Source organism: Streptomyces sp. NPDC001668 (genome assembly GCF_042893155.1).
GTDB lineage: Bacteria > Actinomycetota > Actinomycetes > Streptomycetales > Streptomycetaceae > Streptomyces.
In genome coordinates this window covers 433,564-456,749 of record NZ_JBIAUQ010000006.1, presented here as the reverse complement: position 1 = coordinate 456,749, position 23,186 = coordinate 433,564, and the positions used below count along the sequence as shown (strand labels likewise).

Genomic DNA, 23,186 nt, shown 5'->3' with positions numbered 1-23,186 from the left:
AACTGAGCCTGTCGGGGAGAATTTCTCATGTCGCGTCGTATTGCTGTCTCCGTTGCCGCCGGTGTCGTCGTCCTCGGAGGCGCCGGTGCCTTCGCCCTCGCCTACGCCGGGGACCAGTCCCCGGCTCTGGCGCACAGCACGGCCCGCTACACCGCTCCCACCGCCGACCGTGACGGCTCGCTGACCTTCACGACCGACGTCACGGCGTCCTCCGACGTCAAGAGCGTGAAGGTGCTGGCCTGGCCGGCGAACTCGTCCTTCGCCAAGAAGGGGCTGACGGCCAAGGAGATGGCCGCCGTCGAGTCGGCCACCTGCAAGCCCTCGGGCGGGGACAGCGAGCGGTGCACCTACAAGGTCGCCGTCACCCGCGCCGACGCCGAGGGCTCCCCGCGGGGCCTGTGGCACGTGGCTGTCCTGGTCACCGCCGAGGACGGCGACACGACCCTCGACACCAAGGCGGCCGACTTCACGGTGGCCTGACCCCCACGGTCGGTCGGCCCGGTCGGCCCGGCCGGGTCAGTCCTGCTGGGACCGTCGCCGGCCCGTCAGCCGCACCAGCAGAGTGAGGGCCAGGAGGGGCAGCAAAGCTCCTCCCAGCACCACGAACGGCAGCTCCGTGAGCAGGACCGTCCAGTCCATGCCCTCGTTCTCGAAACCTCCGCCCAGGTGGCGCCGGGTGCGGGGCAGGGACAGCCACAGCGAGGGCGCCCCGATCGCACCCGCCACGGAGAGCGCACAGCCCCCGCACGTCACTCCGTCTGCTCTCCGCCTCATGGAGACCTCCGTTTCATGGAGACGGGGACGCGCGTGACCGGCCCCCCGGTTCAGGTCGTCAGGTCCCGGCGCCGCAGTCCCGCCAGGCCCCCCGCCACCAGCACCCCCGCGAGCGCGAGCAGGAGCAGTACCGGCGCCCACTCCATCTCCCCGCCCGGCAGCTTCGGCAGGTGGCCGAAGGGGGAGAGGTCCAGGACGCTCCGCGGGACGTCGAGGGCCGGGCCGACCCAGCCGATCAGCAGGACCGCCCCGGCGACTCCCCAGGCCAGGGGAGCGAGGCGCGGGGCCAGGCCGTACAGCAGGACCGTGAGACCGCCGATCACCCACACCCCCGCCACCTGCACCAGGCACGCGCCCAGGACCGGGCCGACCTGCTTGCCGTAACCCACGGCGAAGCCGAGACCCGCGAGCAGCATGATGAGCGCCGAGCCACCGAAGGCGATCACCAGATGGCCCGAGGCCCAGCGCAGTCGGCCCACCGCGTTCGCCAGCAGCGGTTCCGCCCGCATCGATGTCTCCTCGCCGTGCAGCCGCAGCACCGACGCGACCACGTACAGCGCGGCCACCAGTCCCAGCATCCCGGTCATCGAGGCGAGGAAGGCGTCCGTGATCCCGGACTGTCCGCCCATCCGCTCGAAGATCTCCCGGGCCTTCTCGTTGTCGCCGACCAGGTCGGCCGCGCCGTCGGTGAGACCGCCGTAGACCACCCCGGCCAGGAAGAAGCCGATCGACCAGCCGAGCACACCGCCCCGCTGCAGCCGCCAGGCCAGCGCGCCCGCCGTGCCCAGGCGGCCGACGGCAGGTCCGGGGCGCGTCGGCACGAAGCTCATGCCGACGTCCCTGCGGCCCGCGAGCACGTAGGCCAGCGCGCCCTGGCCCGCCACCGCCGCCGCGAACAGCAGCAGCACCCACCAGCGTTCACCGGCGAAGGGACGCAGCTGGGACAGCCAGCCCAGCGGAGACAGCCAGGTCAGGACAGACGCCCCGTCGGTCGACACCGAGTCGCCCGCCGCCCGCAGCGCGAAGGCCACGCCCAGCACCCCCGCCGTCAGACCCCGCGCCAGCCGCGCGCTCTCCGTCAGCTGGGCGACGATCGCGGCCATCGTGGCGAAGAGCATGCCCACGGCGGCGAGCCCGAGCCCGAAGGCCAGCGCGCCCACCACTCCCTGGCCCGCCAGACCCGCCGTCACCAGCAGGGCCGGCACCCCGCTCGCCACGGCAGCCGCCAGCAGCGCTGCCGTCAGGGAGGCCCGTCGTCCCACCACGCCCGAGGCGAGCAGTTCCTGCCGTCCGCTCTCCTCCTCGTCCCGGGTGTGGCGTACGACGACCAGGAGGCCGGTGACGGCGGCGAGCGCCCCCGCGTAGACGCCGACGCGCCAGGCGGTGAGGGCGCCGAGGGAGTCGTCGAAGACCGGGCCGATCAGCGCGCGGAAGGAGGAGTTGGTGGCCACCTGGCGCAGCAGGTCGGTGCGTTCGGCCTCGGTGCCGTACAGGCCCTTGAGGGTGTTCGGCATGGACAGGACCATCAGGACGTTCACCGCCACCCACACCGGGATCATCAGCCGGTCGCGGCGCAGGTTGAAGCGCAGCAGTACGCCGGTGCCGACGAGCGAGGTCATGACGTCGCCTCCTCGTCCTGGTAGTGGCGCAGGAACAGTTCCTCCAGCGTCGGCGGTGTCGACGTCAGCGAGCGCACCCCCGACGCGCTCAACTGCCGCAGCACCGCGTCGAGTTTGTCCGTGTCCACCTGGAGCCGGACCCGGTGGCCCTGGACGTCGAGGTCGTGGACGCCCGGCAGGTGCGCCAACCCGTTGGGCGTGCCCGCGAGTTCGGCCGTGACGCTGGTGCGGGTGAGGTGGCGCAGGTCGGCGAGCGAGCCCGTCTCGACCGTGCGGCCGCGCCGGATGATGCTCACCCGGTCGCACAACTCCTCGACCTCGCTGAGGATGTGGGACGACAGCAGGACCGTACGGCCGCGTTCGCGCTCCTCCTCGACGCAGCGCTGGAAGACCTCCTCCATCAGCGGGTCCAGGCCCGAGGTCGGCTCGTCCAGGATCAGCAGGTCCACGTCCGAGGCGAACGCGGCGACCAGGGCGACCTTCTGCCGGTTGCCCTTGGAGTAGGTGCGGCCCTTCTTGGTGGGGTCCAGCTCGAAGCGCTCGATCAGTTCGGCGCGCCTGGCGGGATCGAGGCCGCCGCGCAGACGGCCGTAGAGGTCGATGACCTCGCCGCCGGAGAGGTTGCGCCACAGTGTCACGTCACCCGGGACGTAGGCGATCCTGCGGTGCACCTCGACCGCGTCGGCCCACGGGTCGCGGCCCAGGATCCGCGCGGTGCCGGAGTCGGCGCGCAGCAGGCCGAGCAGGACGCGGATGGCGGTGGACTTGCCGGCGCCGTTGGGGCCGAGGAAGCCGTGCACCTCACCGGTCTCGACGTCCAGGTCGAGGCCGTCGAGGGCGTGGGTCCTGCCGAACGACTTGTGGAGCCCGGAGACCGTGATTGCCTTCGTCATGCTTCAGAAATTACGCTTCCTTCAGAAATTTGTGAAGTTAAGGAAGCGTGTGAAGCCCCGTTAGGGTGGTGACCATGACGGATGCGGTGGAGCGGGACCCGGACGCGGTCTCGAAGTTCGTGGAGGGCTTCGCGGCCCAGCTCGTCGAGGCCGGGATGCAGCGCATGCCGGCCCGGGTCTTCGCCGCGCTCCTGTCCTCCGACGCGGGCACGATGACCTCCGCCGAGCTGGGGGAGCAGCTCCGGATCAGTCCGGCCGCGGTCTCCGGGGCGGTGCGCTATCTCGCCCAGACGCACATGGTCTCGCGGGAGCGGGAGCCCGGGTCGCGCCGGGAGCGCTACCGGGTGCACGGCGACCAGTGGTACGAGGCCCTCACCAACCGCGAGGCGGTCATCAAGCGGTGGGAAGGGGCCCTGCGGGAGGGTGTCGCCAGTCTGGGTGCCGACACTCCCGCCGGACGCCGCATGGCCGAGACGCTCGCCTTCTTCGAGTTCGTCGAGGGCGAGGTCGCGGCCATGATGGAGCGCTGGCGGGTGCACCGTGAGAGGCTGTTCGGCGCCCCTTAGCGTTCCTTCGTCTCCTCCAGCACCGTCCGGCCCAGCAGCTGATACCGCTCGGGCGAGCGCCGCTTCAGGTACTGCGCGTACCCGACGCCCAGCGCCGCGACCGCCGCCACCAGCCACGGCGTGGCCTTCAGTACCAGCGAACCGGACTCCTTGCCGGCCGCCGCGCTCATGTTGGACACCAGCAGCACGACCACGGCGAGCATCGCGAGCCCGCCGACCAGCGGGGCCGTGAGGGTCCGGAACCAGTGCCGGCTCTCCGGGTGGTGCGTGCGGAAGTACGCCAGCACCGCGAAGGAGCACACGGCCTGCACGACCAGGATCGCCATGGTGCCGAGGATCGCGAGCAGCACGTACGTGCCGTCGTACGGGTCCTTGCCGGCCGCCCAGAACGCCAGCAGGAGTACGGCCGTCACCAGCGTCTGCACCAGGCCCGCGATGTGCGGAGAGCCGTGCCGGGGGTGGGTGCGGCCGATCGTGTTCTTCAGCGAGGGCAGGACGCCCTCACGGCCCAGCGCGTACATGTAGCGGGCGGCGCAGTTGTGGAAGGCCATGCCGCAGGCCAGCGAGCCGGTGATCATGAGCCACTGCATGACGTCGACGGCCCAGTGGCCGACGTACTGCTCGGTGGGGCCGAAGAAGAGCTGAAGCGGGTTGGCGGTGGCGACCTCGACGGCCTTCGACTCGCCGGTGCCCGAGATGGCCATCCAGGAGACGAAGACGTAGAAGACGCCGACGCCGAGGACGGAGATCATCGTCGCCTTGGGGATGATCTTCTTCGGGTTGCGGGACTCCTCGCCGTACATCGCCGTCGACTCGAAGCCGACCCACGACCAGAACGCGAAGAAGAGGCCGAGACCGGCGGACGTGCCCTTGAAGGCGTTGACCGGGTTGACCGGGTCCAGGCTGAAGCCGTCCGGACCGCCGCCGTGGAAGGCGACCGAGACCGCCATCGCGGCGAGGATCGTCACCTCGGTGGCGAGCAGCACGACGAGCAGCTTCTCGGCGACCGAGACACCGAACCAGGTGCCCGTCGCGTTGACCGCGAGCATCAGGACCGCGAACGCCCACCAGGGGATGTGCAACCCGGTCTGGTCCTTCAGCGTCCCCGTCGCGAACGTCGAGAAGATGCCGATGAGGGCCGGCTCGAAGACGACGTACGCGAAGGTGGCGAGCAGGCCCGAGGCGAGACCGGCGGTGCGGCCGAGGCCGTAGGAGATGAAGCCGTAGAAGGCGCCCGTCGAGGTGATGTGCTTGGCCATCGAGGTGAAGCCGACGGAAAAGATTGCCAGGACGACCATTGCGACCAGATAGCTCGCGGGGGCGCCGATGCCGTTGCCCGCCGACACCATGAAGGGCACGTTGCCGGTCATCGCGGTGATCGGGGCGGCGGTCGCCACGGCCATGAAAACCACGCCGAGCAGGCCGATGGCATTGGGTTTCAATCGATGGACCGTACCGTCGCCGTCCGTCTTCGCCGCCGGGGCGACTGACTCGTCCACTGCCATCGGGTGGCCCCTCTCTTGCCCGTTCACTGTGTGCCGAACCGGAACTCTGTAGCCCGAATGAGTCGAGCAAGGGTCTCGGGGCGTTAAATGTTTGTCAACCAGACCTTTAGAAATCTGGCGGCAATATGCGGCTCGTAGCGTCACCGGCATGAGCTACACGTCCGTTCTCGGCGGTCACCGCTACCGCTTCGACACCCTTGCCCGACTGCTCGCCGCCGCGAGCCCCGAGCGCTCGGGGGACCGGCTGGCGGGACTCGCGGCCGACTCCGAACAGGAGCGGGTCGCCGCGCGCTGGGCGCTGGCGGACGTGCCGCTCACGGACTTCCTCACCGAGCCGCTGATCCCGTACGAGAGCGACGACGTGACCCGGCTGATCCTCGACACGCACGACCCCGTCGCGTTCGCGCCGGTGGCCTCGATGACGGTGGGCGGGTTCCGGGAGTGGCTGCTGTCCTCCGGTACCGATGCGGGGGCGCTGGCCGCGGTGTCGCCCGGGCTCACGCCCGAGATGGTCGCGGCGGTCTCCAAGCTCATGGGCAACGCGGATCTGGTCGCCGTGGCCCGCAAGGTGCGGGTGGTGACGGCCTTCCGCTCCACCATCGGCCTCCCGGGACGCCTCGCGACCCGGCTCCAGCCCAACCACCCCACCGACGACCCGGCGGGCGTGGCCGCGGCCCTGCTCGACGGACTGCTGCTGGGCTCCGGCGACGCGGTGATCGGCATCAACCCGGCGACGGACAGCCCGAAGGCCGTACGGGACCTGCTCGAACTCCTCGACGGGGTGATCCAGCGGTACGCCATCCCCACCCAGTCCTGCGTGCTGAGCCATGTCACCACGAGCGTGGACCTGATGGCGAAGGGTGCCCCCGTCGACCTGGTCTTCCAGTCGATCGCCGGCACGCAGGCGGCCAACGCCTCCTTCGGGGTGACGCTGGGCCTGCTGGACGAGGCGTACGAGGCGGCGCTGAAGCTGGAGCGGGGAACCGTCGGCCGCAACGTCATGTACTTCGAGACCGGGCAGGGCAGCGCCCTGTCGGCGGCCGCGCACCACGGGGTCGACCAGCAGACGGTCGAGGCGCGGGCGTACGCGGTGGCCCGGCGCTACGACCCGCTGCTGGTGAACACGGTCGTCGGCTTCATCGGCCCGGAGTACCTCTACGACGGCCGGCAGATCCTGCGGGCCGCGCTGGAGGACCACTTCTGCGGCAAACTCCTCGGCCTGCCCATGGGGCTGGACATCTGCTACACCAACCACGCGGACGCCGACGACGACGACATCGCCACCATGCTGACCATGCTCGGCGTGGCCGGCGCGTCCTTCGTGATCTGCACTCCGGGCGGCGACGACATCATGCTCAACTACCAGTCGGCCTCGTACCACGACGCCTTGTACCTCCGGGAGGTCCTGGGCCTGCGCCCGGCACCGGAGTTCGAGGCATGGCTCGACGCGATGGGGCTGCTGGACGAGCGGGGCGGGATCCGTGAGGTGGCCTCGCATCCGCTGACGGCCATCGGGAAGGAGCTCGCGGCATGAGTGAAGTGACGGTACAGACAGGCGAGTTGTGGTCGGCGTTGCGGCAGCGCACCCAGGCCCGCATCGGCCTCGGCCGGGCCGGCTCAGCCCTCCCCACCCGGCACCGCCTCGAACTCCAGGCGGCGCACGCGGCCGCGCGGGACGCGGTGCACTCGCCGTTCGAGCCGGACGTGATCGCGGCGGGGCTGCCCGGGACGCCGACGGTACGGGTCCGCAGCGCGGCCCCCGACCGGCTCACCTACCTCCAGCGCCCCGACCTGGGCCGCCGCCTCGACCCCACCGACCGGGCGCATCTGCCCACCGGGGACTGGGACGTGGTGTTCGTCGTCGCCGACGGGCTCTCCAGCCGGGCGGTGCACGAGCACGCGGCGGCCGTGGTGCGCGCGACGACGGCACGGCTCGGCGACCGGCGGATCGCCCCGGTCGTCCTCGCCGAACAGGCCCGCGTGGCCCTCGGTGACGACGTGGCGGCCGCGATGGGGGTGGCCATGGTGGTGGTGCTGATCGGCGAACGCCCCGGGATGTCGGCGGCGGACTCGCTGGGCGCGTATCTGACGTACGCGCCGAAGCCGGGGACGACGACCGACGCCGACCGCAACTGCCTGTCCAACATCAGACCGCCCCTGGGGCTGTCGTACGAGGGGGCGGCGGGGAAGCTGGCGGGGCTGATGGGGAGGGCGCGGGAGCTGGGGCGGACCGGGGTGGAGCTCAAGGACGACCACGATCACGAGGCAGTGGCCGGCTCCGGCCCCGAGCGCTCCGAAGGGCTCACCGCGGCACAGTGAGCCGCAACGCCCCCTCCCGCACCGTCCACGTCCGCCTCCGTACCGGTCCTCCCACCCCCGCGTCCGCCCGGTACCGGAAGTCCGCCCCCGTGACGGTCACCGTGCGGCCGGTCGCCAGCAGCGGGGACGCCTCCGCCCCCACCGACAGGGGGCGCACCTCCACCGAGGCCAGGCCGCCGCCGTGGCCCGGGGTCACCGAGACCGCCTCCAGGGGCTGGTCCAAGTCCACCAGGGTCACCCCGTCGACCTCCACCCGCAGCCGCGAGGGCCCGGGGACGGCGGGCGCGGTCTCCCGGGCGGGGCGGGCCGGCACCAGGGTCCGCACGAGGGACTGGCAGGTCCGCAGCCAGGGCCGCACCGCCTCCGCCGGCTCCTCTCGCGGGGCCGGCGCGGGGATCCGCAGGGCTCCGAGGACCACCCCGTCGCTGTCGTCCACCAGCATGTCGAGGCGCCGCTCGGCCCCCTCCAGGACCGCCCGCGCGGCAGCCACCGCCCCCGTGGGCAGCCCCAGCGAGTGGGCGACTCCCAGGACCGGGCCCACCGGCACCATCGACAGCACACATTCGGCCAGCTCCCGCTGCCGGTGCAACTGCACCACCGCCCGCATCAGCGCACGGTCGTCACCGACCAGCACCGGGCGCCGCGAGCCGCGCCGGGCCAGGGCCCGGGCGAACTCCTCGGGTCCCTCCGGCAGACACACCTTCGTCGCCGCACCCGCGCTGAGCACGTCTTTCACGATCCGGACGGACTCGCCGTCCGTCTGCCGGGCGACCGGGTCGATCACCACCAGCAGGTGATCGGAAGTCGCGGAAGTCGCCACCTCGGCCATGCCTCGCTTCCTCGGGTAGCATCTTGGTGCAAGAGCCCCTTGCGCTATTGCGCCAGGGGCTTCGTCTATTCCGGGGCAACCGGGTCCGACGGGCAGCGGCCGACGACGGCCGTGGTGCACGCGACGGAGGAACCGTACGCGTACGCCCCCGACCTTGGACATGCCCCGCCCGGAAGGGGTGTACGCGCGTGCCCGCACTTGTGCTGCTCGGTGCTCAGTGGGGTGACGAAGGCAAGGGAAAGGCAACCGACCTGCTCGGTGGCTCGGTGGACTATGTGGTGCGCTACCAGGGCGGCAACAACGCCGGCCACACGGTAGTCGTGGGCGATCAGAAGTACGCCCTCCACCTCCTCCCTTCCGGAATCCTGTCTCCGGGGTGCACCCCGGTCATCGGCAACGGTGTCGTCGTCGATCCGTCGGTCCTGTTCTCCGAGCTGAACGGACTGAACGACCGCGGCGTCGACACCTCCAAGCTCCTGATCAGCGGTAACGCCCACATCATCACGCCGTACAACGTCACCGTCGACAAGGTGACGGAACGCTTCCTCGGAAAGCGCAAGATCGGTACCACCGGTCGCGGCATCGGCCCCACCTACGCCGACAAGATCAACCGCGTGGGCATCCGCATCCAGGACCTGTACGACGAGTCGATCCTGACCCAGAAGGTCGAGGCGGCCCTCGACGGCAAGAACCAGCTCCTGACCAAGGTCTTCAACCGCCGGGCCATCGAGGTGGGCCAGGTCGTCGAGGAACTCCTGGGCTACGCGGACCGCCTCAAGCCCTACGTCGCCGACACGGTCCTGGTGCTCAACCAGGCCCTGGAGCAGGACAAGGTCGTCCTGTTCGAGGGCGGCCAGGGCACGCTCCTGGACATCGACCACGGCACGTACCCCTTCGTCACGTCCAGCAACCCCACCGCGGGCGGCGCGTGCACGGGTGCGGGTGTCGGCCCCACGAAGATCAGCCGGGTCATCGGCATCCTCAAGGCGTACACGACCCGTGTCGGCTCGGGCCCCTTCCCCACGGAGCTCTTCGACGAGGACGGCGACGCGCTGCGCCGCATCGGCGGTGAGCGGGGTGTCACCACCGGCCGTGACCGCCGCTGCGGCTGGTTCGACGCGGTGATCGCCCGCTACGCGACCCGCGTCAACGGCCTCACCGACTTCTTCCTCACCAAGCTCGACGTGCTCACCGGCTGGGAGCAGATCCCGGTCTGTGTCGCGTACGAGATCGACGGCCGGCGGGTCGAGGAACTCCCGTACTCCCAGACCGACTTCCACCACGCGAAGCCGGTCTACGAGTACCTGCCGGGCTGGAGCGAGGACATCACGAAGGCCAAGACCTTCGCCGACCTCCCGAAGAACGCCCAGGACTACGTGAAGGCGCTGGAGGAGATGTCCGGCGCCCCGATCTCCGCGATCGGCGTGGGCCCGGGCCGGGACGAGACGATCGAGATCAACTCGTTCCTGTAAATCCCTTTTGTTCGCCTGTCGTTGGGCTTTGTTCGTCTGTCGTTGGGCCGGTCATGGACTTCCTTGACCGGCCCATGGCTTGCTCCTGGTTTCGCGTGCGACCGGCGGGACGCAACTATCTACGCGGGTAGTTCGTTCCTCCTCCCTCTCCCCTTCCAGGAGCCCTGCCATGCCCGTCAGTCCCATGAACCGCCGGCAGTTCGTCAAGAAGTCGGCCGTCACCGGTGCGGCCGTCGCCGCCGCGGGCAGTGTCGCGGCGGGGCCCGCCCAGGCCGCCGAGCACAAGCCCGTGAAGGCCCCGAAGACCTGGTCCTTCTCCATCCTCGGCACCACCGACCTGCACAGCCACGTCTTCGACTGGGACTACTACCTCGACAAGGCGTACTCCGACAGCAAGGGCAACTCCGTCGGCGTCGCCAGAGTCGCCACGCTCATCAAGCAGCAGCGCGCGGCCAAGGGCGAGGAGCACGTGCTGCTCGTCGACGCCGGCGACATCATCCAGGGCACCTCCCTGGCGTACTACTTCGCGCGCGTGCAGCCCATCACGGACAAGGGCGCGCCCAAGCACCCGATGGCCGTCGCCATGAACCACATGCGCTACGACGCCGCCGCCCTCGGCAACCACGAGTTCAACTACGGCATCGAGGTGCTCAGGAAGTTCGAGAGCCAGTGTCACTTCCCGCTGCTCGGCGCCAACGCGCTGGACGCGAAGACGCTGAAGCCCGCCTTCCAGCCGTACACCGTGAAGCGCATCTGCGTGCCGGGCGCCCCCGACATCAAGGTCGGCATCCTCGGCCTCACCAACCCCGGTATCGCGCTGTGGGACAAGGACAACGTCAGCGGCAAGATGGTCTTCCCCGGCCTGGTCGAGCAGGCGAAGAAGTACGTGCCCCGGCTGCGCGCCCTCGGCTGTGACGTCGTCTTCCTGACCGACCACTCGGGCCTGGACGGCAGTTCGTCGTACGGCGACGAGCTCCCGTACGTCGAGAACGCCTCCAACCTCGTCGCCCAGCAGGTCCCCGGCATCGACGCGATCCTGGTCGGCCACACCCACGTCGAGGTGCCGTCGTACACCGTGAAGAACGACGAGACCGGCGAGGACGTCCTCCTGTCCGAGCCGTACTGCTGGGGCTACCGGCTCAGCGTCTTCGACTTCGAGCTGGAACTCGTGCGCGGACAGTGGAAGGTCACCAAGAAGACCGCGCAGACCCTGAACCCCAACACGGTCGACGAGGACCCGGAGATCAAGAAGCTCCTGGAGGCCGACCACGAGCTGGTCGTGAAGTACGTCAACACGGCCGTCGGCACCTGCACCCAGGACCTCTCCGCGGCCGAGTCCTGCTGGAAGGACGTCCCGATCATGGACTTCATCCACCAGGTCCAGATGGACACGGTGAAGGCGGGGCTCTCCACCTCCGACGCGGCCCTCCCGCTGATCTCGGTCGCCGCGCCCTTCTCCCGCACCGCCGACATCCCCGCGGGCAGCGTCACCATCAAGGACATCGCCGGGCTCTACATCTACGACAACACCCTGTACGGCAAGAAGCTCACCGGCGCCCAGCTCAAGGACTACCTGGAGTACGCGGCGAAGTACTACCACCAGGTGCCGGCCGGCACGGCCGTGGACACCGCGACCCTCACCAACGCCAACAGCTTCTGGGACTACATGTACGACACCGCGGCCGGCGTCTCGTACGACATCGACATCGCGGCGGCCGAGGGCTCCCGCATCAAGAACCTGTCCTACAACGGGACTTCGGTCACCGACGACCAGGTCTTCGTCGTCGCCGTCAACAACTACCGGGCCAACGGCGGCTCCGGCTACCCGCACATCGCGGCCGCCGACATCGCCTACAGCTCCACCAACGAGATCCGCCAGCTGATGATCGACTACGTGACGTCCAAGGGGACGCTGGACCCGAAGGACTTCGCCGTCACCAACTGGAAGCTCACGCAGGGCGGGACGCCGGTCTTCTCCTGAAGCCGTTGAAGTTTCGCCCACTGGGGACGCGATAAGCGGAGCCTGTCAGCAGGCCATGCTTATTTCTTGAATATGCGTCGCACACCACCCAAAAGGGATGGGGTCCGGGCGCGCGCGCATTGAGTTGTCAACGATTTTGCTGATAGTCCTCTCCGTCAGCGCGCGCGTCCATCCCGACCCCAGTCCCCAGGGAGTGTTCGTGAGTAGGGAAAGAACCAGTCAGGCGCGTAAGCGGCGGACTTGGCGGGGTGTCGCCGGCGTGGCCGCCGGTGTCGTCCTCGTCGGTGGCGGTTTCGCGGCGGCCAACGCGTCGACGACGAGCGAGGCCAAGAAGACCGGCGTGCACTACCCGGTGGACAAGAAGGCCACCGGCACCGCCGCCGTGGTCAGCGCCGCCAACGCGTTCCTCAACACCCTCGACTCCGACCAGCAGGCGGAGACGGTCCTGGACTTCACCCAGGCCAACGCGACCGCCTGGTCGAACCTGCCGTGCGGCTCCTCCTGCCGCCCCGGCATCGCCACCGGCTCGCTGAGCGACACCCAGCTCACCGCGCTGGAGAACGTGCTGAAGGCGGCCCTGGGGTCCGGCAAGGACACCGGCTACAAGCACGTCATGGAGACGCTGGCGGCCGACGACGTGCTCGCCTCCGCGCAGGGCACCGGCTCCGCCTCCGCCGTACCCACGAACGCCCCGACGGTCACCGCCTCGGCGGACCCGTCCGCGACCGCGAGTTCGACGGCCACCGACACCCCGACGGGCACCCCGACCGACGTCCCCACGGGCGCCCCGCCCTCCGGCGGCACCGGTGGCGGCCCGGGCGGTGGCGGCTACGGCAGCGGCATCTACTACCTGGCGTTCCTCGGCACCCCCTCGGCGAAGGGCACCTGGCAACTGCACTTCGGCGGCCACCACCTCGCCGTGAACATCACCTACAAGGACGGCAAGGTCGCCGGCTCCAGCCCGTTCTTCACCGGCGTCGAGCCCAGCACCTGGACGGACGACGAGGGCACCACGCACGCCCCCATGGCGGCGTTCCGCGACGGCCTGCTCAAGCTGACCGGCAGCCTGACCACCCAGCAGCTGGCCACCGCCAAGCTGTCGGAGTCCTTCAGCGATGTCCTCCTCGGCCCCAGCCAGGACGGCAAGTTCCCGGAGACCAAGGAGGGCATCAAGGTCGGCGAGCTGTCGCCCAAACAGCAGAAGCTGGTCCTCGCGGCCATCCACCCCTGGGTCGCCGACGTGGATGACGCCACCGCGAGGCAGCTCATGAAGACGTACGCGAAGGAGCTCGGCGAGACCTACGTCGCCTACTCCGGCGGCACCGGCCTGGACGCCCAGGGCGACTACGTCCGCATCGACGGCCCCGGCGTGTGGATCGAGTTCGTCTGCCAGAGCGGCGTGGTCTACCGGAACCAGATCCACTACCACTCGGTGTACCGCGACCACACCCGCGACTACGGCAGCGAGTTCTCCTTCTCATGACCGGACCGCGAAACTGGCTGACCACAGCGCTGCGCTGGGTTGCCGGGATCGCGATCGCGGTACCGGCGACGCTCCTGCTCGGGGCGTCGCCGGCCGCCGCGCATCCGATGCCGCACTCGGTGGTGCAGCTCGACGTCCACGAGCACTCGGTCTCCGCCCGACTGGAGCTGCCCCTCGACGACTTCGCCCGCGCCAGCGGGATCGAGGTGTCCGAGAAGACGCTGAGCGCCCGGACCGGAGCCGTCCGCGCCTACCTGGTCCAGCACATCAGGCCCACCGCGACCGACGGCAGCACCTGGCAGGTCACCGTCGGCCGCCCCGCCCTGAGCCGGGCCGTCCAGACCGACACCGGCCGGTACCGCGAGCTGGTCGTCCGGGCCCTGCTCACGCCGCCGGCCGGCACCGACGTACGGCACTTCACGTTCGGCTACGACGTCATCGTCCACCAGGTCGTCACGCACACCGCTCTGGTGACGGTCCGTCAGGACTGGTCGGCCGGCCAGGTCGACGGTGAGGGCACCACACAGGTCGGCACGATCCGCGTCGACACCCGGACGATGAGGGTCCCGGCCCTGAAGGTCGACCTCGGCGCGGGCAGCGCCTGGCGGGGCTTCGTCGCCATGGCCGAACTCGGCGGCGACCACATCCTCACCGGCACCGACCATCTGCTGTTCCTGCTCATCCTGCTGCTGCCCGCCCCGCTGGCGGCGAGCGGGGGACGCTGGAACGGCCTGGTGGGTGCGCGCAGCGCCCTGGCCCGCATCGCCCGCATCACCCTTGCCTTCACCGCCGGGCACTCCGTCGCGCTGGCCGCGACCGCGCTGGTCCGCCCGGACATTCCCGGCCGGCCGGTCGAGGCGTTCATCGCGGCGAGCATCCTGGTCGGCGCGATCCATGCGATCCGGCCCCTGTTCCCCGGCAAGGAGGCGCTCGTGGCCGGGGTGTTCGGGCTCGGCCACGGCATGGCGTTCTCCTTCGTGCTCGCCGAGATGCAGCTGAACACGGGCCAGTTGGTGACGAGTCTGTTCGGCTTCAACCTCGGTATCGAACTGGTCCAGCTCCTGCTGGTCTGCCTCGCCCTGCCGTCCCTGCTGGTCCTCGCCCGCCTGCGGATCCAGCCCGTGCTGCGGCTGACCGGCGCGGTCCTCACCGGCACGGCCGCTCTCGGCTGGCTGGCCGACCGCCTCGGCCTGGCCAACCCCGTGGCCCGGGGCGCCGACAGCGCGGGATCCCATACGACGGTGCTGCTGGCCACGCTCGCGGTGACCGCGGTGACCGCCACGGCTTGGACGCTGTTCGCCCGCCGCGAGGTCCAGGCCGACTCCGTCCTGCCGGCCTGACGACCGGCAGCGATGTCTTCCTGCTCGGCTGCTCCCACGGGAGTAGCCGGGAGGAATGCCGCATTCGGGCATATTCTGGGATGGTGCATCTCTGCGTGTCGATCCGGAGAAGGTGAGTGCGATGCGCGTACTGCTCAAGGTGTCCATGGACACGGAGAAGGCGAACGAGGCCATCAGCCACGGCACCCTGCCGAAGCTGATCGAGCAGTCGATGGAACAGATCAAGCCCGAAGCGGCCTACTTCACCGCCGAGAACGGCCAGCGCACCGCCTACATGGTCTTCGACATGCAGGACAGCTCGCTGATGCCGGTGATCAGCGAGCCGTTCTTCATGAACCTGGGCGCCAAGATCAGCTACACCCCGGTGATGAACTACGAGGACGTGCAGAAGGGGCTCTCCCAGCTGGGGCGGTGACTCCTCAGCTGAAGATGATCATCGAGCCCTGGGCGAGACTCCGGGTCGCCGCCGCGTGCAGCCCCAGCCAGACATGGCGTTCGCGGGCGAAGGGACTGGGGTCGTACGGCGCGGGGACGGCCGGCTCCTCCAGTTCCGTGGGGGCGCGCGGCGGCTCGGGGGGCGCCGGCGGGTTGGCCGGGTCGATACCGATCACCGGGGCCACGAACTCCAGCTCCCGCAGCAGGGCCTGGGAGGAGCCCAACGGGCCGCCGCCCGCGAGGAGTTCGTCGTTGGCCAGCGGGTGCGGGAAGTCGACCGGGACGTACGCGCCCGCGTGGTCGTAGTGCCAGACCAGATGGGACTGCTGGGCCGTCGCCTCGAACATCTCCAGCAACTGCTCGTAGTCCCCGCCGAGTTCGTCGACCGGCGTGACCGGGAGCCCGCAGACCTGGAGCAGGTAGGCGCGGCGCAGGAAGTGCAGGGCGTCGTAGTCGAACCCGGCGACCGGGGCGACCTCGCCGGACAGTCCCGGCATGTACTGGTACACCGGCACCGGCGGCACCCCGGCCTCGGCGAGCACCTTGTTGTATTGCGCGAGTTCCTCGGCGAACGGGTTGTCCGGCGTGTGGCACAGGACGTCGACGAGAGGCACCAGCCACAGGTCACAGGCCAAAAGACAGCTCCTCGGATACTCGCGGTGCGCGGATGTCCTCATACGGTGGTCAAGGCAGGGTAGTCGGTGGGGCCCCCGGACGGCTCCTGTAGTGCACGTTGTACCCGTGCCCGGCGCGCTCAGTCGGCGGTCAGGCCCTCGATGAGGGTCAGATAGTGGCCGTTGTAGGCGATGAGGAGCTTGCGGGCGGCCGAGGTGTCCCGCCGGTACAGGGCGTCGGCGACCTCGGGGTGCCCGGACCACAGGCTGCCGCGCAGATCGGTGAGCCGGCGCAGGTGCTGGACCGTGCACACCCAGGTCTGCACCCGCAGCCGGTGCAGGAAGTCGGCGAGGTAGGGGTTGCCGAACAGGACGCTCAGCTCGCGCCAGAAGCGCAGGTCGTAGCCGATCAGTACGGTCAGGTCGCCCGCGGCGGCGGCCCGCTGAGCCTCGTCACCGCGTCGCCGTACGCCCGCCACGGCCGCGGCGGTACGGGGCTCGTCCAGGTCCTGGAAGACGCGGTGACCGGCGTCGAGCGCCTGGAACATGCCGTCCGTGACCAGGTTGCGGGCCTCGATCATGCTCCGGAAGTCGTCGAGGGAGTACTCGTGCACATGGAAGCCGCGGTGCTGGTCGGCCTCCAGCAGCCCCTGCGCCGACAGGTCCACGAGGGCCTCGCGCACGGGGGTCGCGGAGACGCCGTACTGCTCGGCGATCTCCTTGACGGTGAACTCCTGCCCCGGCTGGAGCCGCCCGGCCAGTACCTCGTCGCGCAGCGCGTCCGCGATCTGCTGCCGCAGCGTGCTGCGGGTGACGGCACCGTTGCCGCTGCTGCCGGGCATCGTCGGGGCGCCTCCCTCGCGCGTGTGCAATGGCGTGCTCGTACACATGTCTACGAGCACGCCACCTTACGCGTTCGAATGCCCCGGCGATTTACTCCGTGTACTCGTCCGCCACGCAGAGCGCGGAGTCCAGTGCCGCCAGCCCTTCCTTGAGTTCGGCCTCACTGACGTTGCACGGCGGCACCACATGGGTCCGGTTCATGTTGACGAACGGCCAGATGCCCTGCTTCTTCGCGGCGGCCGCGAACGCGGCCATCGGGGCGTTCGCCTCACCGGCCGCGTTGTAGGGCACCAGCGGCTCGCGGGTCTCCTTGTTCCTCACCAGCTCCAGGGCCCAGAACATGCCCACGCCCCGCACCTCGCCGACGCTCGGGTGCCGCTCGGCGAGCTCCTTGAGGGCCGGCTCCAGGACGGCCGTACCGAGCCGCCTGGCGTTGTCGACGATGCCCTCCTCCGCCATGACGTTGATGGTCGCGACGGCGGCGGCGCAGGCGAGGGGGTGCCCGGAGTAGGTGAGCCCGCCGGGGTAGGGCCGCTTGCCGAAGGTGTCGGCGATCGCTCCCGAGATGGCGACACCGCCGAGCGGCACGTACCCGCTGTTGACCCCCTTGGCGAAGGTCATGAGGTCGGGTACGACCCCGGACAGGTCGGCGGCGAACCACTCACCGGTCCGCCCGAACCCGGCCATGACCTCGTCCAGGACGAAGACGATCCCGTACTTGTCGCAGAGCTCGCGGACCCCGGCGAGGTAGCCGGGCGGCGGGACCATGATCCCGGCGGTGCCGGGGATGGTCTCCAGGACGATCGCGGCGACGGTGGCGGGCCCCTCGAAGGCGATCGTCGTCTCCAGGTGCTCCAGCGCCCGCGCGGTCTCCTGCTCCTCCGTCTCGGCGTAGAAGCGTGACCGGTACAGGAAGGGCGCCCAGAAGTGCACGACCCCGGCGGAGGCGCTGTCGGAGGCCCAGCGCCGCGGGTCACCGGTGATGTTGACGGCCTGCTGCGTGCCGCCGTGGTACGACCGGTAGGCGGAGAGCACCTTGGGCCGCCCGGTGTGCAGCCGGGCCATGCGCACCGCGTGCTCGACCGCGTCGGCGCCGCCATTGGTGAAGAAGATCTTGTCCAGGTCCCCCGGCGTCCGCTCGGCGATCAGCCGGGCCGCCTCCGACCGTGCCTCGACGGCGAAGGCGGGCGCGAAGGTCGTCATCGTCGCCGCCTGCTCCTGTATCGCGGCGACGACCTTCGGGTGCTGGTAGCCGATGTTGGTGTAGACGAGCCCGCTGGTGAAGTCGAGATAGCGGTTCCCGTCGTAGTCCCAGAAGTACGACCCCTCGGCGCCGGCGACGGCGAGCGGGTCGATGAGCTCCTGCGCGGACCAGGAGTGGAACACATGAGCACGGTCCGCGGCCTTCACGGCGGCGCCGACCTCGGGGTGGGGCTGAGGGGTCATGCGATCGAGCGTAGGTGTCCGGGATGCGGAAGTGGTATCGGCGTCCTGTCTGTGGACGGGGGCTGAAGACGACACAGTGTCGATTCCGGCGCTGTCGCATCCCCCTCCCCGGGCAATCCGAAAGCATCGGCACCATCGCCCTCACCAGCTCACTCGTGTTGTCCCAGCCGCTTGTCCGATGGGGCCGTCTGCTCGATGCTGAGTTACAGGTGGCTTTGTGCACCAGTCCTGTTGCCGCATCGCCGCATGCATATTGGCAGGGCGCCTAGGTGCAGGCCTTTCACCGCGATGTAGACGACGGGGGGACGCAGGTGCCGCTCACAGACCCCGCGCTTCAGCGACGCAAGCTGCGGGACCAGTTGCGCCGACTGCGCGAGTCGTCCGGATTCACTCAGCGAGACGTGGCCAACGAGATGGAGTGGTCACTCTCGAAACTGATTCGGATCGAGTCCGGGCGGAACGGCATATCCATCACGGATCTCAGAGCGCTCATTGCCCACTACCAGGTCACCGACCCGGACCATGTGAACAGGTTGATCGCCATGGCCCGGGCGGCGCGGGAGCGCCCCTGGTGGGACCGGTACCGGGACAGCGCGGACCCCGCCTTCCTTCTGTCCCTCGGTTACGAGGGAGCCGCTTCGATCATCCGCACCTTCGAGCCCGTGCTGGTGCCGGGCCTTCTGCAGACCGAGGAGTACGCCCTCGAGGTGCTGCGGCTGACGAGCCCGCCGGAGCAGGTGGACATGCGAGCAGAACTTCGGTTCGAACGACAGGACCGCTTGCTCCGCCCCGACGGTCCCCAGATGCACTTCATCCTCGACGAGACCACCGTCAGCCGGGTGGTCGGCGGCCCCGCCGTGATGCGCCGTCAGGTGAGACGACTCAAGGAACTGGCCGACCACCCACAGATCTCCTTACGGATCCTCCCATTCGAGGCGGGCCTCTACCGCAACTTCCGGAACTCGTACGTCCTCTTCGAGTTCGAGGATCCGGATGAGGACATCGTCCTGTACCTCGAGCGGTCGAACGATGAGGCCATCGTGCGTGAGGGAATCGACTGGGCTGAGGGCCCCGCCCCCGCACGTTTCCTGGAGAGTTTCTTTGACATAGAGCAACTAGCCCGGAGGGACGGCACTTCGGACATTTTGGATCGCTCCCTATTCCGCCTGTCCAGCCTGCCCTCAGCCGACTGAGGTTCGATGGGTCCCGCTAAGGGCTGTCCCGTGAATGATCTGCTGGTCGCCTTCGGCATAGTGAACCGCCGTGCGGTCCGCTTGCCTATCCGGCGAGGGCGAGGTTGTGCATCCGGGCGATGCCGAGCAGGGCGTGGTGAACGCCGTCGCCTTTGAGACGGCAGTCGCGGAGGATCTTCCAGGTCTTCATGCGGGCATGGACGTGCTCGACCCATGTTCGGACCTGCTCGTGGACCGGCTGTGTTCCTCCTTCGAGTCCGGGAGTTCGGCCTGTCCCTTCGCCCTTTGGTGCGGGATGACCAGTCCGGTGACCTGGCAGCCGCCGTCGGCGATAGTGGTGGTGTTGCCGACCACGACGAGACGGGTATCCGCGTCGATGACGATCTGGTGGGCGGTGGAGTACCGGTAGTGTTTCGACTGCTCCGCCACGGAGTGGTCGCGCGGGTGGGAACCATCGTGCCGTCCACGATGAGCACGGCGCCCCTGGCGAACCGCTTGCGGGGCTGGAGCGCGAACATCGGCCCGAGGCGGTGGACGATGCGGTCCGCTGCCGACTTCGAGACCCCGAACAGCGGAACGAGCTGCCGCATCGTCAAGTTCGCGCGCCAGTAAGCGGCCACCAGCAGTGCTCGGTCCTCCAACGCAAGGCCCCACGGCCGGGCTCTGCGGACCGCATCCGCGCCCTCGCGCCGTAAAGCCGTCACCAGCTTCCTGAACGCACGTGGGCTCAGTCCGGTGACGGGGCTATCCAGGGCGGCTCCGATGCCGTGATCACACCAGCCACGGCAAGATCATTCCACCGCATCCCGCCCGTCCTGCTCAAACGCGGTACGGCAACGCTCGACCTGCCCGGCTACCTGCTCCATGAACCAGCGCATGATCTCGTAGAGGGTGACGTGTTCATCATGGACGTGGACGTGGACGTGGACGTGGACGGTCGGTTCCAGATCTGGATCCTCGTCGGGGACAAACGCCACCAAGAAGGCGGCTCCAGGCAGGTGCCTCTCGGCGTTGGGGTTCTCGGCCCACGCGGCTGGCGCCAGCACCGCCTCGCTCAGCTCCACAGCCCAGGCATTGTCGGGCAAGGCGTAGTGGAACTGGATGGCGTAGTGACGTTCTCGCAGCTCGGCTGGCATGACGGCAGGCTGCCACAGGCGCGAGGTCCGAGTCGCGGAGGGCCCCGCCGGCTTTTGCGGGACAGCCTTTAGTTCTACCGGACCAAACATGATCCAAGGAAGTTGCTCCAGCCTGCTCTGGAGAATGTCAAGGAGGGTCCATCCGGCTTTTTTGAGTCACGGACCAAGACAGTCTCAATGAACGCAATTTCCACGCAATTTCCTTGTGCGCTCAAGCTGCTCTTGCGCCACATAGGGAAGGTTGCTCTCGGCTCGGTCATAGATGGCACTCCAGGGGTGAAGTGAATCCGTATGCAGTCTGATACCGGTAAGTGACGGCGTGCAACTCCTCATCACGTAGCGTGTGTTGCTCATGCTTCGTGATCGCCGATCATTTCGCCAGTCGGCACTTGGCGGGCTATCTATCTGCCACCTAGCCAATTGTGCGGTGTCGTGTCACACTCGGATTTCGTAGGGGTGGCTGCTTGCTCGGAGGGGTGTGAATGCGTGTATAAGGAGTTGCGCAAGGTTGTCAGTGAGGCGTTAGAAACATGGGAAAAGACACTCCGTCTCTGTACCATGATTTTCGTTGTGGTGGCCTCTGGAATCTTGGCCGCCTATCTTCATTAGAGAATTGTTTCTCCGGCGCGTAAGATCGGCAGGCGGAGGTCGTTCCTAGGGGGCTTCCTCCGCCTTTATTGTGCGGCCTTCGCGACCAGCTCTCGACGGGTGGCGGGGGCCTGGACACTGGGCTCGTGCCGCGCGGGTACGGTCTCGGCCTCGTGGGAGGGCCTGCGATGGAGAGTCCCGAGGAACACGCCTGTGCCGAGCCCGAGCACCACCACTCGCGGGACCGGTCCTCGCCCGGCACGTACCTGACGCCGTACGTCCCGGAGCCCGACGGGAGCCCGGGTCGCAGCCGTCCCGTCACGGCCGCCCTCGTCGCCGTCGCGCTGGTGGTGGCGGTGGGTGCCGGCGGCACGGTCCACTCCGTCCTGGACGACGACGGCCCCGAGGTGGCGCCGACCGCTCCCCCGGCGCCCCTCACGCCCTGAAGTCCCCGTCCGCGTACGCCGGTTGAACGCCCGGCGAACTTCGCCCCACCGCCCCCGCGAGCCCGCTCGTACGGCCGTACGGTGGTCGTACGAGCGAACTGCGGGAGTTGCGGGGCGGGGGCACCCACAGTGCAGTGGTTGAGCGCGGAGAACGTCGTCGCGGTGGGGACCGCCGTCCTCGGTGTCGTCGCGTCCGGGGTCATGGTCTGGTACGAGCGCCGGGTGCCGCGCCGCAAGCGGATCGGCTACCGCGTGCAGATGGACAACCCGATCGGCGACGACGTACGGCGCGGGCGGGCGGGCGTCCGCCTGGGGCTCTTCGACGAGGCCCCCGACATGTCGGACGCCACCCTGGTCCTGCTGCGCATCGAGAACGACGGCTCGCAGGGCATCGACCGCGACGACTACACCGGCCCCGAACGGCACGGCCTGACCGCGGTGTTCAGTGACCGCACGGTGCGCGGGGTGTCGGTCACCCAGCCGATCGACACCGACCACCTCATGGACCACTTCACCCCGGAACGGGGCTTCGGCTACGAGAACAACCGGCTGCGCATCCCGCGCGTCCCGCTCAACCGCGGCGAGCACTACAAGCTGCTCGTGCTGCTGTCCGGCGGGGACGTGGGCCGGCCGATCCGGATGACCGGCGGCATCCGGGAGGGCGAGGTGCACCCCAACCGCAGCGCCACCCCGGACGAGATCCCGCCCCTCCTCAGCCCCGCCGCACGGATCTTCACGGGTCTGCTCACCCTCTCCGTCCTGGTCCTCGCCACGATCGTGGTCGCCCGCGACGACACCCCGCCCCCGCTCGGCTGCGAGACGGGCAGCCTCACGGTGGCCGGCTCGACCGCCTTCGCCCCGGTCATCGAGACGCTCGCCAAGGAGTACGAGAAGGACTGCCCGGGCGCCGACATCAAGGTCGAGGCGCGCGGCAGCGAGGCGGGGGTGGCCTCCCTCGCCGCCACGGGCGGCCGGTCGGCGAAGGAGGCGCGGTCCGTGATCGCCTTCTCGGACGGGCCGATGGGCGACCGGCTGCACCTGCACGGCGAGAAGATCGCCCTGTCGGTCTTCACGCTCGTCGTCAACGACGGCATCGACCTCGGCACGCGCGGCCTGACCGCGACCGAGGTGGAGCGCCTGTACCGGGGCGAGGTCAGACGCTGGAGCGACCTGAACGCCTCCCGCCCGGGCAGCCTCCCGCGCCTGCCCGACCTGCCGGTCGTGCTGGTCAGCCGGGACGCGTACTCGGGGACCCGGCAGATCTTCCAGGAACAGGTCCTCGGGGGCGCCTGGGAGATGACCCCCACCACCTCCCTGGACTGCGACCCGCTGACGAACCGGGCGGTGGCCGCCGCCGCCCGCGCCCCCGTCACCCGCTGCGAACTCGCCTCCACGGCGGACGTCCTGGACAAGGTCGCCGCCCAGCCCGGTGCCCTCGGCTACAGCGAACTCACCCTGGCCACCGGTCACAAGGGTGTCCGACGGGTTCCCCTGAACGGCGAGGCGGCCTCGGTCGACCACCTCGGCCGGTACCCCTACCGAGGCGTCGAGTACGCCTACACCCACCGCACCCCGCCCCCCGGCTCCCTCACCGCCGCCTTCCTCGCCTACCTCGACGAGGGCACGAGCCAGGACGTGATCCGGGAACAGGGACATCTGCCGTGCGGGCGGGGGGAGGGGGTGTGCGGCTGAGCCCCTGCCACT

22 protein-coding genes and 1 pseudogene are annotated in these 23,186 nt (G+C 69.6%); 12 read left to right on the top strand and 11 right to left on the bottom strand.

Annotated elements, in window-relative coordinates; genetic code table 11:
• Positions 1-27: 27 nt before the first annotated feature.
• A complete protein-coding gene (locus ACFYZ8_RS21690; protein ID WP_388537692.1) occupies positions 28-480 on the top strand; it encodes a DUF5707 domain-containing protein in 453 nt (150 codons plus the stop codon).
• Positions 481-516: 36 nt separating this feature from the next.
• On the opposite strand, the gene ACFYZ8_RS21685 is transcribed toward ACFYZ8_RS21690, so the two are convergent.
• Genes ACFYZ8_RS21685 through ACFYZ8_RS21675 form a run of 3 tightly spaced genes read right to left on the bottom strand, consistent with a single transcriptional unit; the run spans position 517 to position 3,286 of the window.
• Complete coding sequence (locus ACFYZ8_RS21685; protein ID WP_388537690.1) at positions 517-774, bottom strand: hypothetical protein; 258 nt, start codon at positions 772-774, stop codon at positions 517-519.
• 50 nt (positions 775-824) lie between these two features.
• On the bottom strand, positions 825-2,393 hold the full coding sequence (locus ACFYZ8_RS21680; protein ID WP_388537689.1) for an ABC transporter permease: 1,569 nt from the start codon (positions 2,391-2,393) through the stop codon (positions 825-827).
• On the bottom strand, positions 2,390-3,286 hold the full coding sequence (locus tag ACFYZ8_RS21675; protein ID WP_388537687.1) for an ATP-binding cassette domain-containing protein: 897 nt from the start codon (positions 3,284-3,286) through the stop codon (positions 2,390-2,392). The genes ACFYZ8_RS21680 and ACFYZ8_RS21675 overlap by 4 nt, the downstream gene beginning before the upstream one ends.
• Positions 3,287-3,360: 74 nt before the next feature.
• On the opposite strand from ACFYZ8_RS21675, the gene ACFYZ8_RS21670 reads away from it, so the two are divergent.
• Positions 3,361-3,852, top strand: coding sequence for a MarR family transcriptional regulator (locus tag ACFYZ8_RS21670; protein WP_359034034.1), 492 nt, complete (start codon positions 3,361-3,363; stop codon positions 3,850-3,852).
• Here the strand turns inward: ACFYZ8_RS21670 and ACFYZ8_RS21665 are convergent.
• Positions 3,849-5,357, bottom strand: a complete 1,509-nt coding sequence (locus ACFYZ8_RS21665) for an APC family permease (protein ID WP_359034036.1) — start codon at positions 5,355-5,357, stop codon at positions 3,849-3,851. The two genes, ACFYZ8_RS21670 and ACFYZ8_RS21665, sit on opposite strands and share 4 nt — an antisense overlap.
• A gap of 148 nt (positions 5,358-5,505) precedes the next feature.
• On the opposite strand from ACFYZ8_RS21665, the gene ACFYZ8_RS21660 reads away from it, so the two are divergent.
• Together ACFYZ8_RS21660 and eutC are read left to right on the top strand one after the other, a co-directional pair.
• The gene (locus ACFYZ8_RS21660; protein ID WP_359034038.1) at positions 5,506-6,891 is read left to right on the top strand and encodes an ethanolamine ammonia-lyase subunit EutB; all 1,386 of its coding nucleotides are present in this window, start codon (positions 5,506-5,508) and stop codon (positions 6,889-6,891) included.
• Entirely contained in the window at positions 6,888-7,676 is a 789-nt protein-coding gene (gene eutC / locus ACFYZ8_RS21655; protein WP_359034040.1) for an ethanolamine ammonia-lyase subunit EutC, read from the top strand. The genes ACFYZ8_RS21660 and eutC overlap by 4 nt, the downstream gene beginning before the upstream one ends.
• Here eutC and ACFYZ8_RS21650 read toward each other — a convergent pair.
• A complete protein-coding gene (locus ACFYZ8_RS21650) occupies positions 7,660-8,505 on the bottom strand; it encodes a diacylglycerol kinase (RefSeq protein WP_359034043.1) in 846 nt (281 codons plus the stop codon). The genes eutC and ACFYZ8_RS21650 overlap by 17 nt on opposite strands.
• Positions 8,506-8,693: 188 nt before the next feature.
• Here ACFYZ8_RS21650 and ACFYZ8_RS21645 point away from each other — a divergent pair, with 188 nt between their 5' ends.
• The 5 genes from ACFYZ8_RS21645 to ACFYZ8_RS21625 all read left to right on the top strand — a co-directional run bounded on the left by ACFYZ8_RS21645 (position 8,694) and on the right by ACFYZ8_RS21625 (position 15,196).
• A complete protein-coding gene (locus ACFYZ8_RS21645) occupies positions 8,694-9,977 on the top strand; it encodes an adenylosuccinate synthase (RefSeq protein WP_356595437.1) in 1,284 nt (427 codons plus the stop codon).
• A gap of 169 nt (positions 9,978-10,146) precedes the next feature.
• Positions 10,147-11,958 (top strand): bifunctional metallophosphatase/5'-nucleotidase, encoded by a 1,812-nt coding sequence (locus tag ACFYZ8_RS21640; RefSeq protein WP_388537684.1) that lies wholly within the window; start codon positions 10,147-10,149, stop codon positions 11,956-11,958.
• 199 nt (positions 11,959-12,157) lie between these two features.
• Positions 12,158-13,441, top strand: coding sequence for a DUF3500 domain-containing protein (locus ACFYZ8_RS21635; protein ID WP_388537682.1), 1,284 nt, complete (start codon positions 12,158-12,160; stop codon positions 13,439-13,441).
• Entirely contained in the window at positions 13,438-14,781 is a 1,344-nt protein-coding gene (locus tag ACFYZ8_RS21630) for a HupE/UreJ family protein (RefSeq protein WP_388537681.1), read from the top strand. Before ACFYZ8_RS21635 ends, ACFYZ8_RS21630 begins: the two co-directional genes overlap by 4 nt.
• 121 nt (positions 14,782-14,902) lie before the next feature.
• Entirely contained in the window at positions 14,903-15,196 is a 294-nt protein-coding gene (locus ACFYZ8_RS21625; protein WP_306978460.1) for a hypothetical protein, read from the top strand.
• A 4-nt stretch (positions 15,197-15,200) separates the two neighbouring features.
• On the opposite strand, the gene ACFYZ8_RS21620 is transcribed toward ACFYZ8_RS21625, so the two are convergent.
• The 3 genes from ACFYZ8_RS21620 to ACFYZ8_RS21610 form a co-directional block, all read right to left on the bottom strand.
• On the bottom strand, positions 15,201-15,851 hold the full coding sequence (locus ACFYZ8_RS21620; protein WP_359034054.1) for a hypothetical protein: 651 nt from the start codon (positions 15,849-15,851) through the stop codon (positions 15,201-15,203).
• Positions 15,852-15,970: 119 nt separating this feature from the next.
• Positions 15,971-16,672: a GntR family transcriptional regulator gene (locus ACFYZ8_RS21615; protein WP_388537679.1), complete on the bottom strand. Its 702-nt coding sequence runs from the start codon at positions 16,670-16,672 to the stop codon at positions 15,971-15,973.
• Positions 16,673-16,763: 91 nt separating this feature from the next.
• On the bottom strand, positions 16,764-18,119 hold the full coding sequence (locus tag ACFYZ8_RS21610; protein ID WP_388537677.1) for an aspartate aminotransferase family protein: 1,356 nt from the start codon (positions 18,117-18,119) through the stop codon (positions 16,764-16,766).
• A gap of 269 nt (positions 18,120-18,388) precedes the next feature.
• On the opposite strand from ACFYZ8_RS21610, the gene ACFYZ8_RS21605 reads away from it, so the two are divergent.
• Positions 18,389-19,312, top strand: coding sequence for a helix-turn-helix domain-containing protein (locus ACFYZ8_RS21605; protein WP_388537675.1), 924 nt, complete (start codon positions 18,389-18,391; stop codon positions 19,310-19,312).
• Positions 19,313-19,397: 85 nt separating this feature from the next.
• Here the strand turns inward: ACFYZ8_RS21605 and ACFYZ8_RS21600 are convergent.
• The 3 genes and pseudogenes from ACFYZ8_RS21600 to ACFYZ8_RS21590 form a co-directional block, all read right to left on the bottom strand.
• Positions 19,398-20,096 (bottom strand): annotated as a pseudogene (locus ACFYZ8_RS21600) (transposase family protein).
• Positions 20,097-20,103: 7 nt separating this feature from the next.
• Positions 20,104-20,448 carry a hypothetical protein gene (locus ACFYZ8_RS21595; protein WP_388537673.1) on the bottom strand — a complete coding sequence of 115 codons (345 nt, stop codon included), beginning with the start codon at positions 20,446-20,448 and terminating at the stop codon, positions 20,104-20,106.
• 74 nt (positions 20,449-20,522) lie between these two features.
• On the bottom strand, positions 20,523-20,681 hold the full coding sequence (locus tag ACFYZ8_RS21590; protein WP_388537764.1) for a DUF397 domain-containing protein: 159 nt from the start codon (positions 20,679-20,681) through the stop codon (positions 20,523-20,525).
• A 543-nt stretch (positions 20,682-21,224) separates the two neighbouring features.
• Between ACFYZ8_RS21590 and ACFYZ8_RS21585 the strand changes: the two genes are divergently transcribed.
• On the top strand, positions 21,225-21,482 hold the full coding sequence (locus ACFYZ8_RS21585) for a hypothetical protein (protein WP_359034064.1): 258 nt from the start codon (positions 21,225-21,227) through the stop codon (positions 21,480-21,482).
• A 129-nt stretch (positions 21,483-21,611) separates the two neighbouring features.
• The gene (locus tag ACFYZ8_RS21580; protein ID WP_388537671.1) at positions 21,612-23,174 is read left to right on the top strand and encodes a substrate-binding domain-containing protein; all 1,563 of its coding nucleotides are present in this window, start codon (positions 21,612-21,614) and stop codon (positions 23,172-23,174) included.
• Positions 23,175-23,186: the final 12 nt, after the last annotated feature.

Excerpts from the sequence above, each read along its gene's own strand:
- ACFYZ8_RS21690 (WP_388537692.1), top strand. The coding sequence starts at position 28 with ATGTCGCGTCGTATTGCTGTCTCCGTTGCCGCCGGTGTCGTCGTCCTC.
- ACFYZ8_RS21685 (WP_388537690.1), bottom strand. The coding sequence starts at position 774 with ATGAGGCGGAGAGCAGACGGAGTGACGTGCGGGGGCTGTGCGCTCTCC.
- ACFYZ8_RS21680 (WP_388537689.1), bottom strand. The coding sequence starts at position 2,393 with ATGACCTCGCTCGTCGGCACCGGCGTACTGCTGCGCTTCAACCTGCGC.
- ACFYZ8_RS21675 (WP_388537687.1), bottom strand. The coding sequence starts at position 3,286 with ATGACGAAGGCAATCACGGTCTCCGGGCTCCACAAGTCGTTCGGCAGG.
- ACFYZ8_RS21670 (WP_359034034.1), top strand. The coding sequence starts at position 3,361 with ATGACGGATGCGGTGGAGCGGGACCCGGACGCGGTCTCGAAGTTCGTG.
- ACFYZ8_RS21665 (WP_359034036.1), bottom strand. The coding sequence starts at position 5,357 with ATGGCAGTGGACGAGTCAGTCGCCCCGGCGGCGAAGACGGACGGCGAC.
- ACFYZ8_RS21660 (WP_359034038.1), top strand. The coding sequence starts at position 5,506 with ATGAGCTACACGTCCGTTCTCGGCGGTCACCGCTACCGCTTCGACACC.
- eutC (WP_359034040.1), top strand. The coding sequence starts at position 6,888 with ATGAGTGAAGTGACGGTACAGACAGGCGAGTTGTGGTCGGCGTTGCGG.
- ACFYZ8_RS21650 (WP_359034043.1), bottom strand. The coding sequence starts at position 8,505 with ATGGCCGAGGTGGCGACTTCCGCGACTTCCGATCACCTGCTGGTGGTG.
- ACFYZ8_RS21640 (WP_388537684.1), top strand. The coding sequence starts at position 10,147 with ATGCCCGTCAGTCCCATGAACCGCCGGCAGTTCGTCAAGAAGTCGGCC.
- ACFYZ8_RS21630 (WP_388537681.1), top strand. The coding sequence starts at position 13,438 with ATGACCGGACCGCGAAACTGGCTGACCACAGCGCTGCGCTGGGTTGCC.
- ACFYZ8_RS21625 (WP_306978460.1), top strand. The coding sequence starts at position 14,903 with ATGCGCGTACTGCTCAAGGTGTCCATGGACACGGAGAAGGCGAACGAG.
- ACFYZ8_RS21615 (WP_388537679.1), bottom strand. The coding sequence starts at position 16,672 with ATGCCCGGCAGCAGCGGCAACGGTGCCGTCACCCGCAGCACGCTGCGG.
- ACFYZ8_RS21610 (WP_388537677.1), bottom strand. The coding sequence starts at position 18,119 with ATGACCCCTCAGCCCCACCCCGAGGTCGGCGCCGCCGTGAAGGCCGCG.
- ACFYZ8_RS21595 (WP_388537673.1), bottom strand. The coding sequence starts at position 20,448 with ATGCCAGCCGAGCTGCGAGAACGTCACTACGCCATCCAGTTCCACTAC.
- ACFYZ8_RS21590 (WP_388537764.1), bottom strand. The coding sequence starts at position 20,681 with ATGTGGCGCAAGAGCAGCTTGAGCGCACAAGGAAATTGCGTGGAAATT.
- ACFYZ8_RS21585 (WP_359034064.1), top strand. The coding sequence starts at position 21,225 with ATGGAGAGTCCCGAGGAACACGCCTGTGCCGAGCCCGAGCACCACCAC.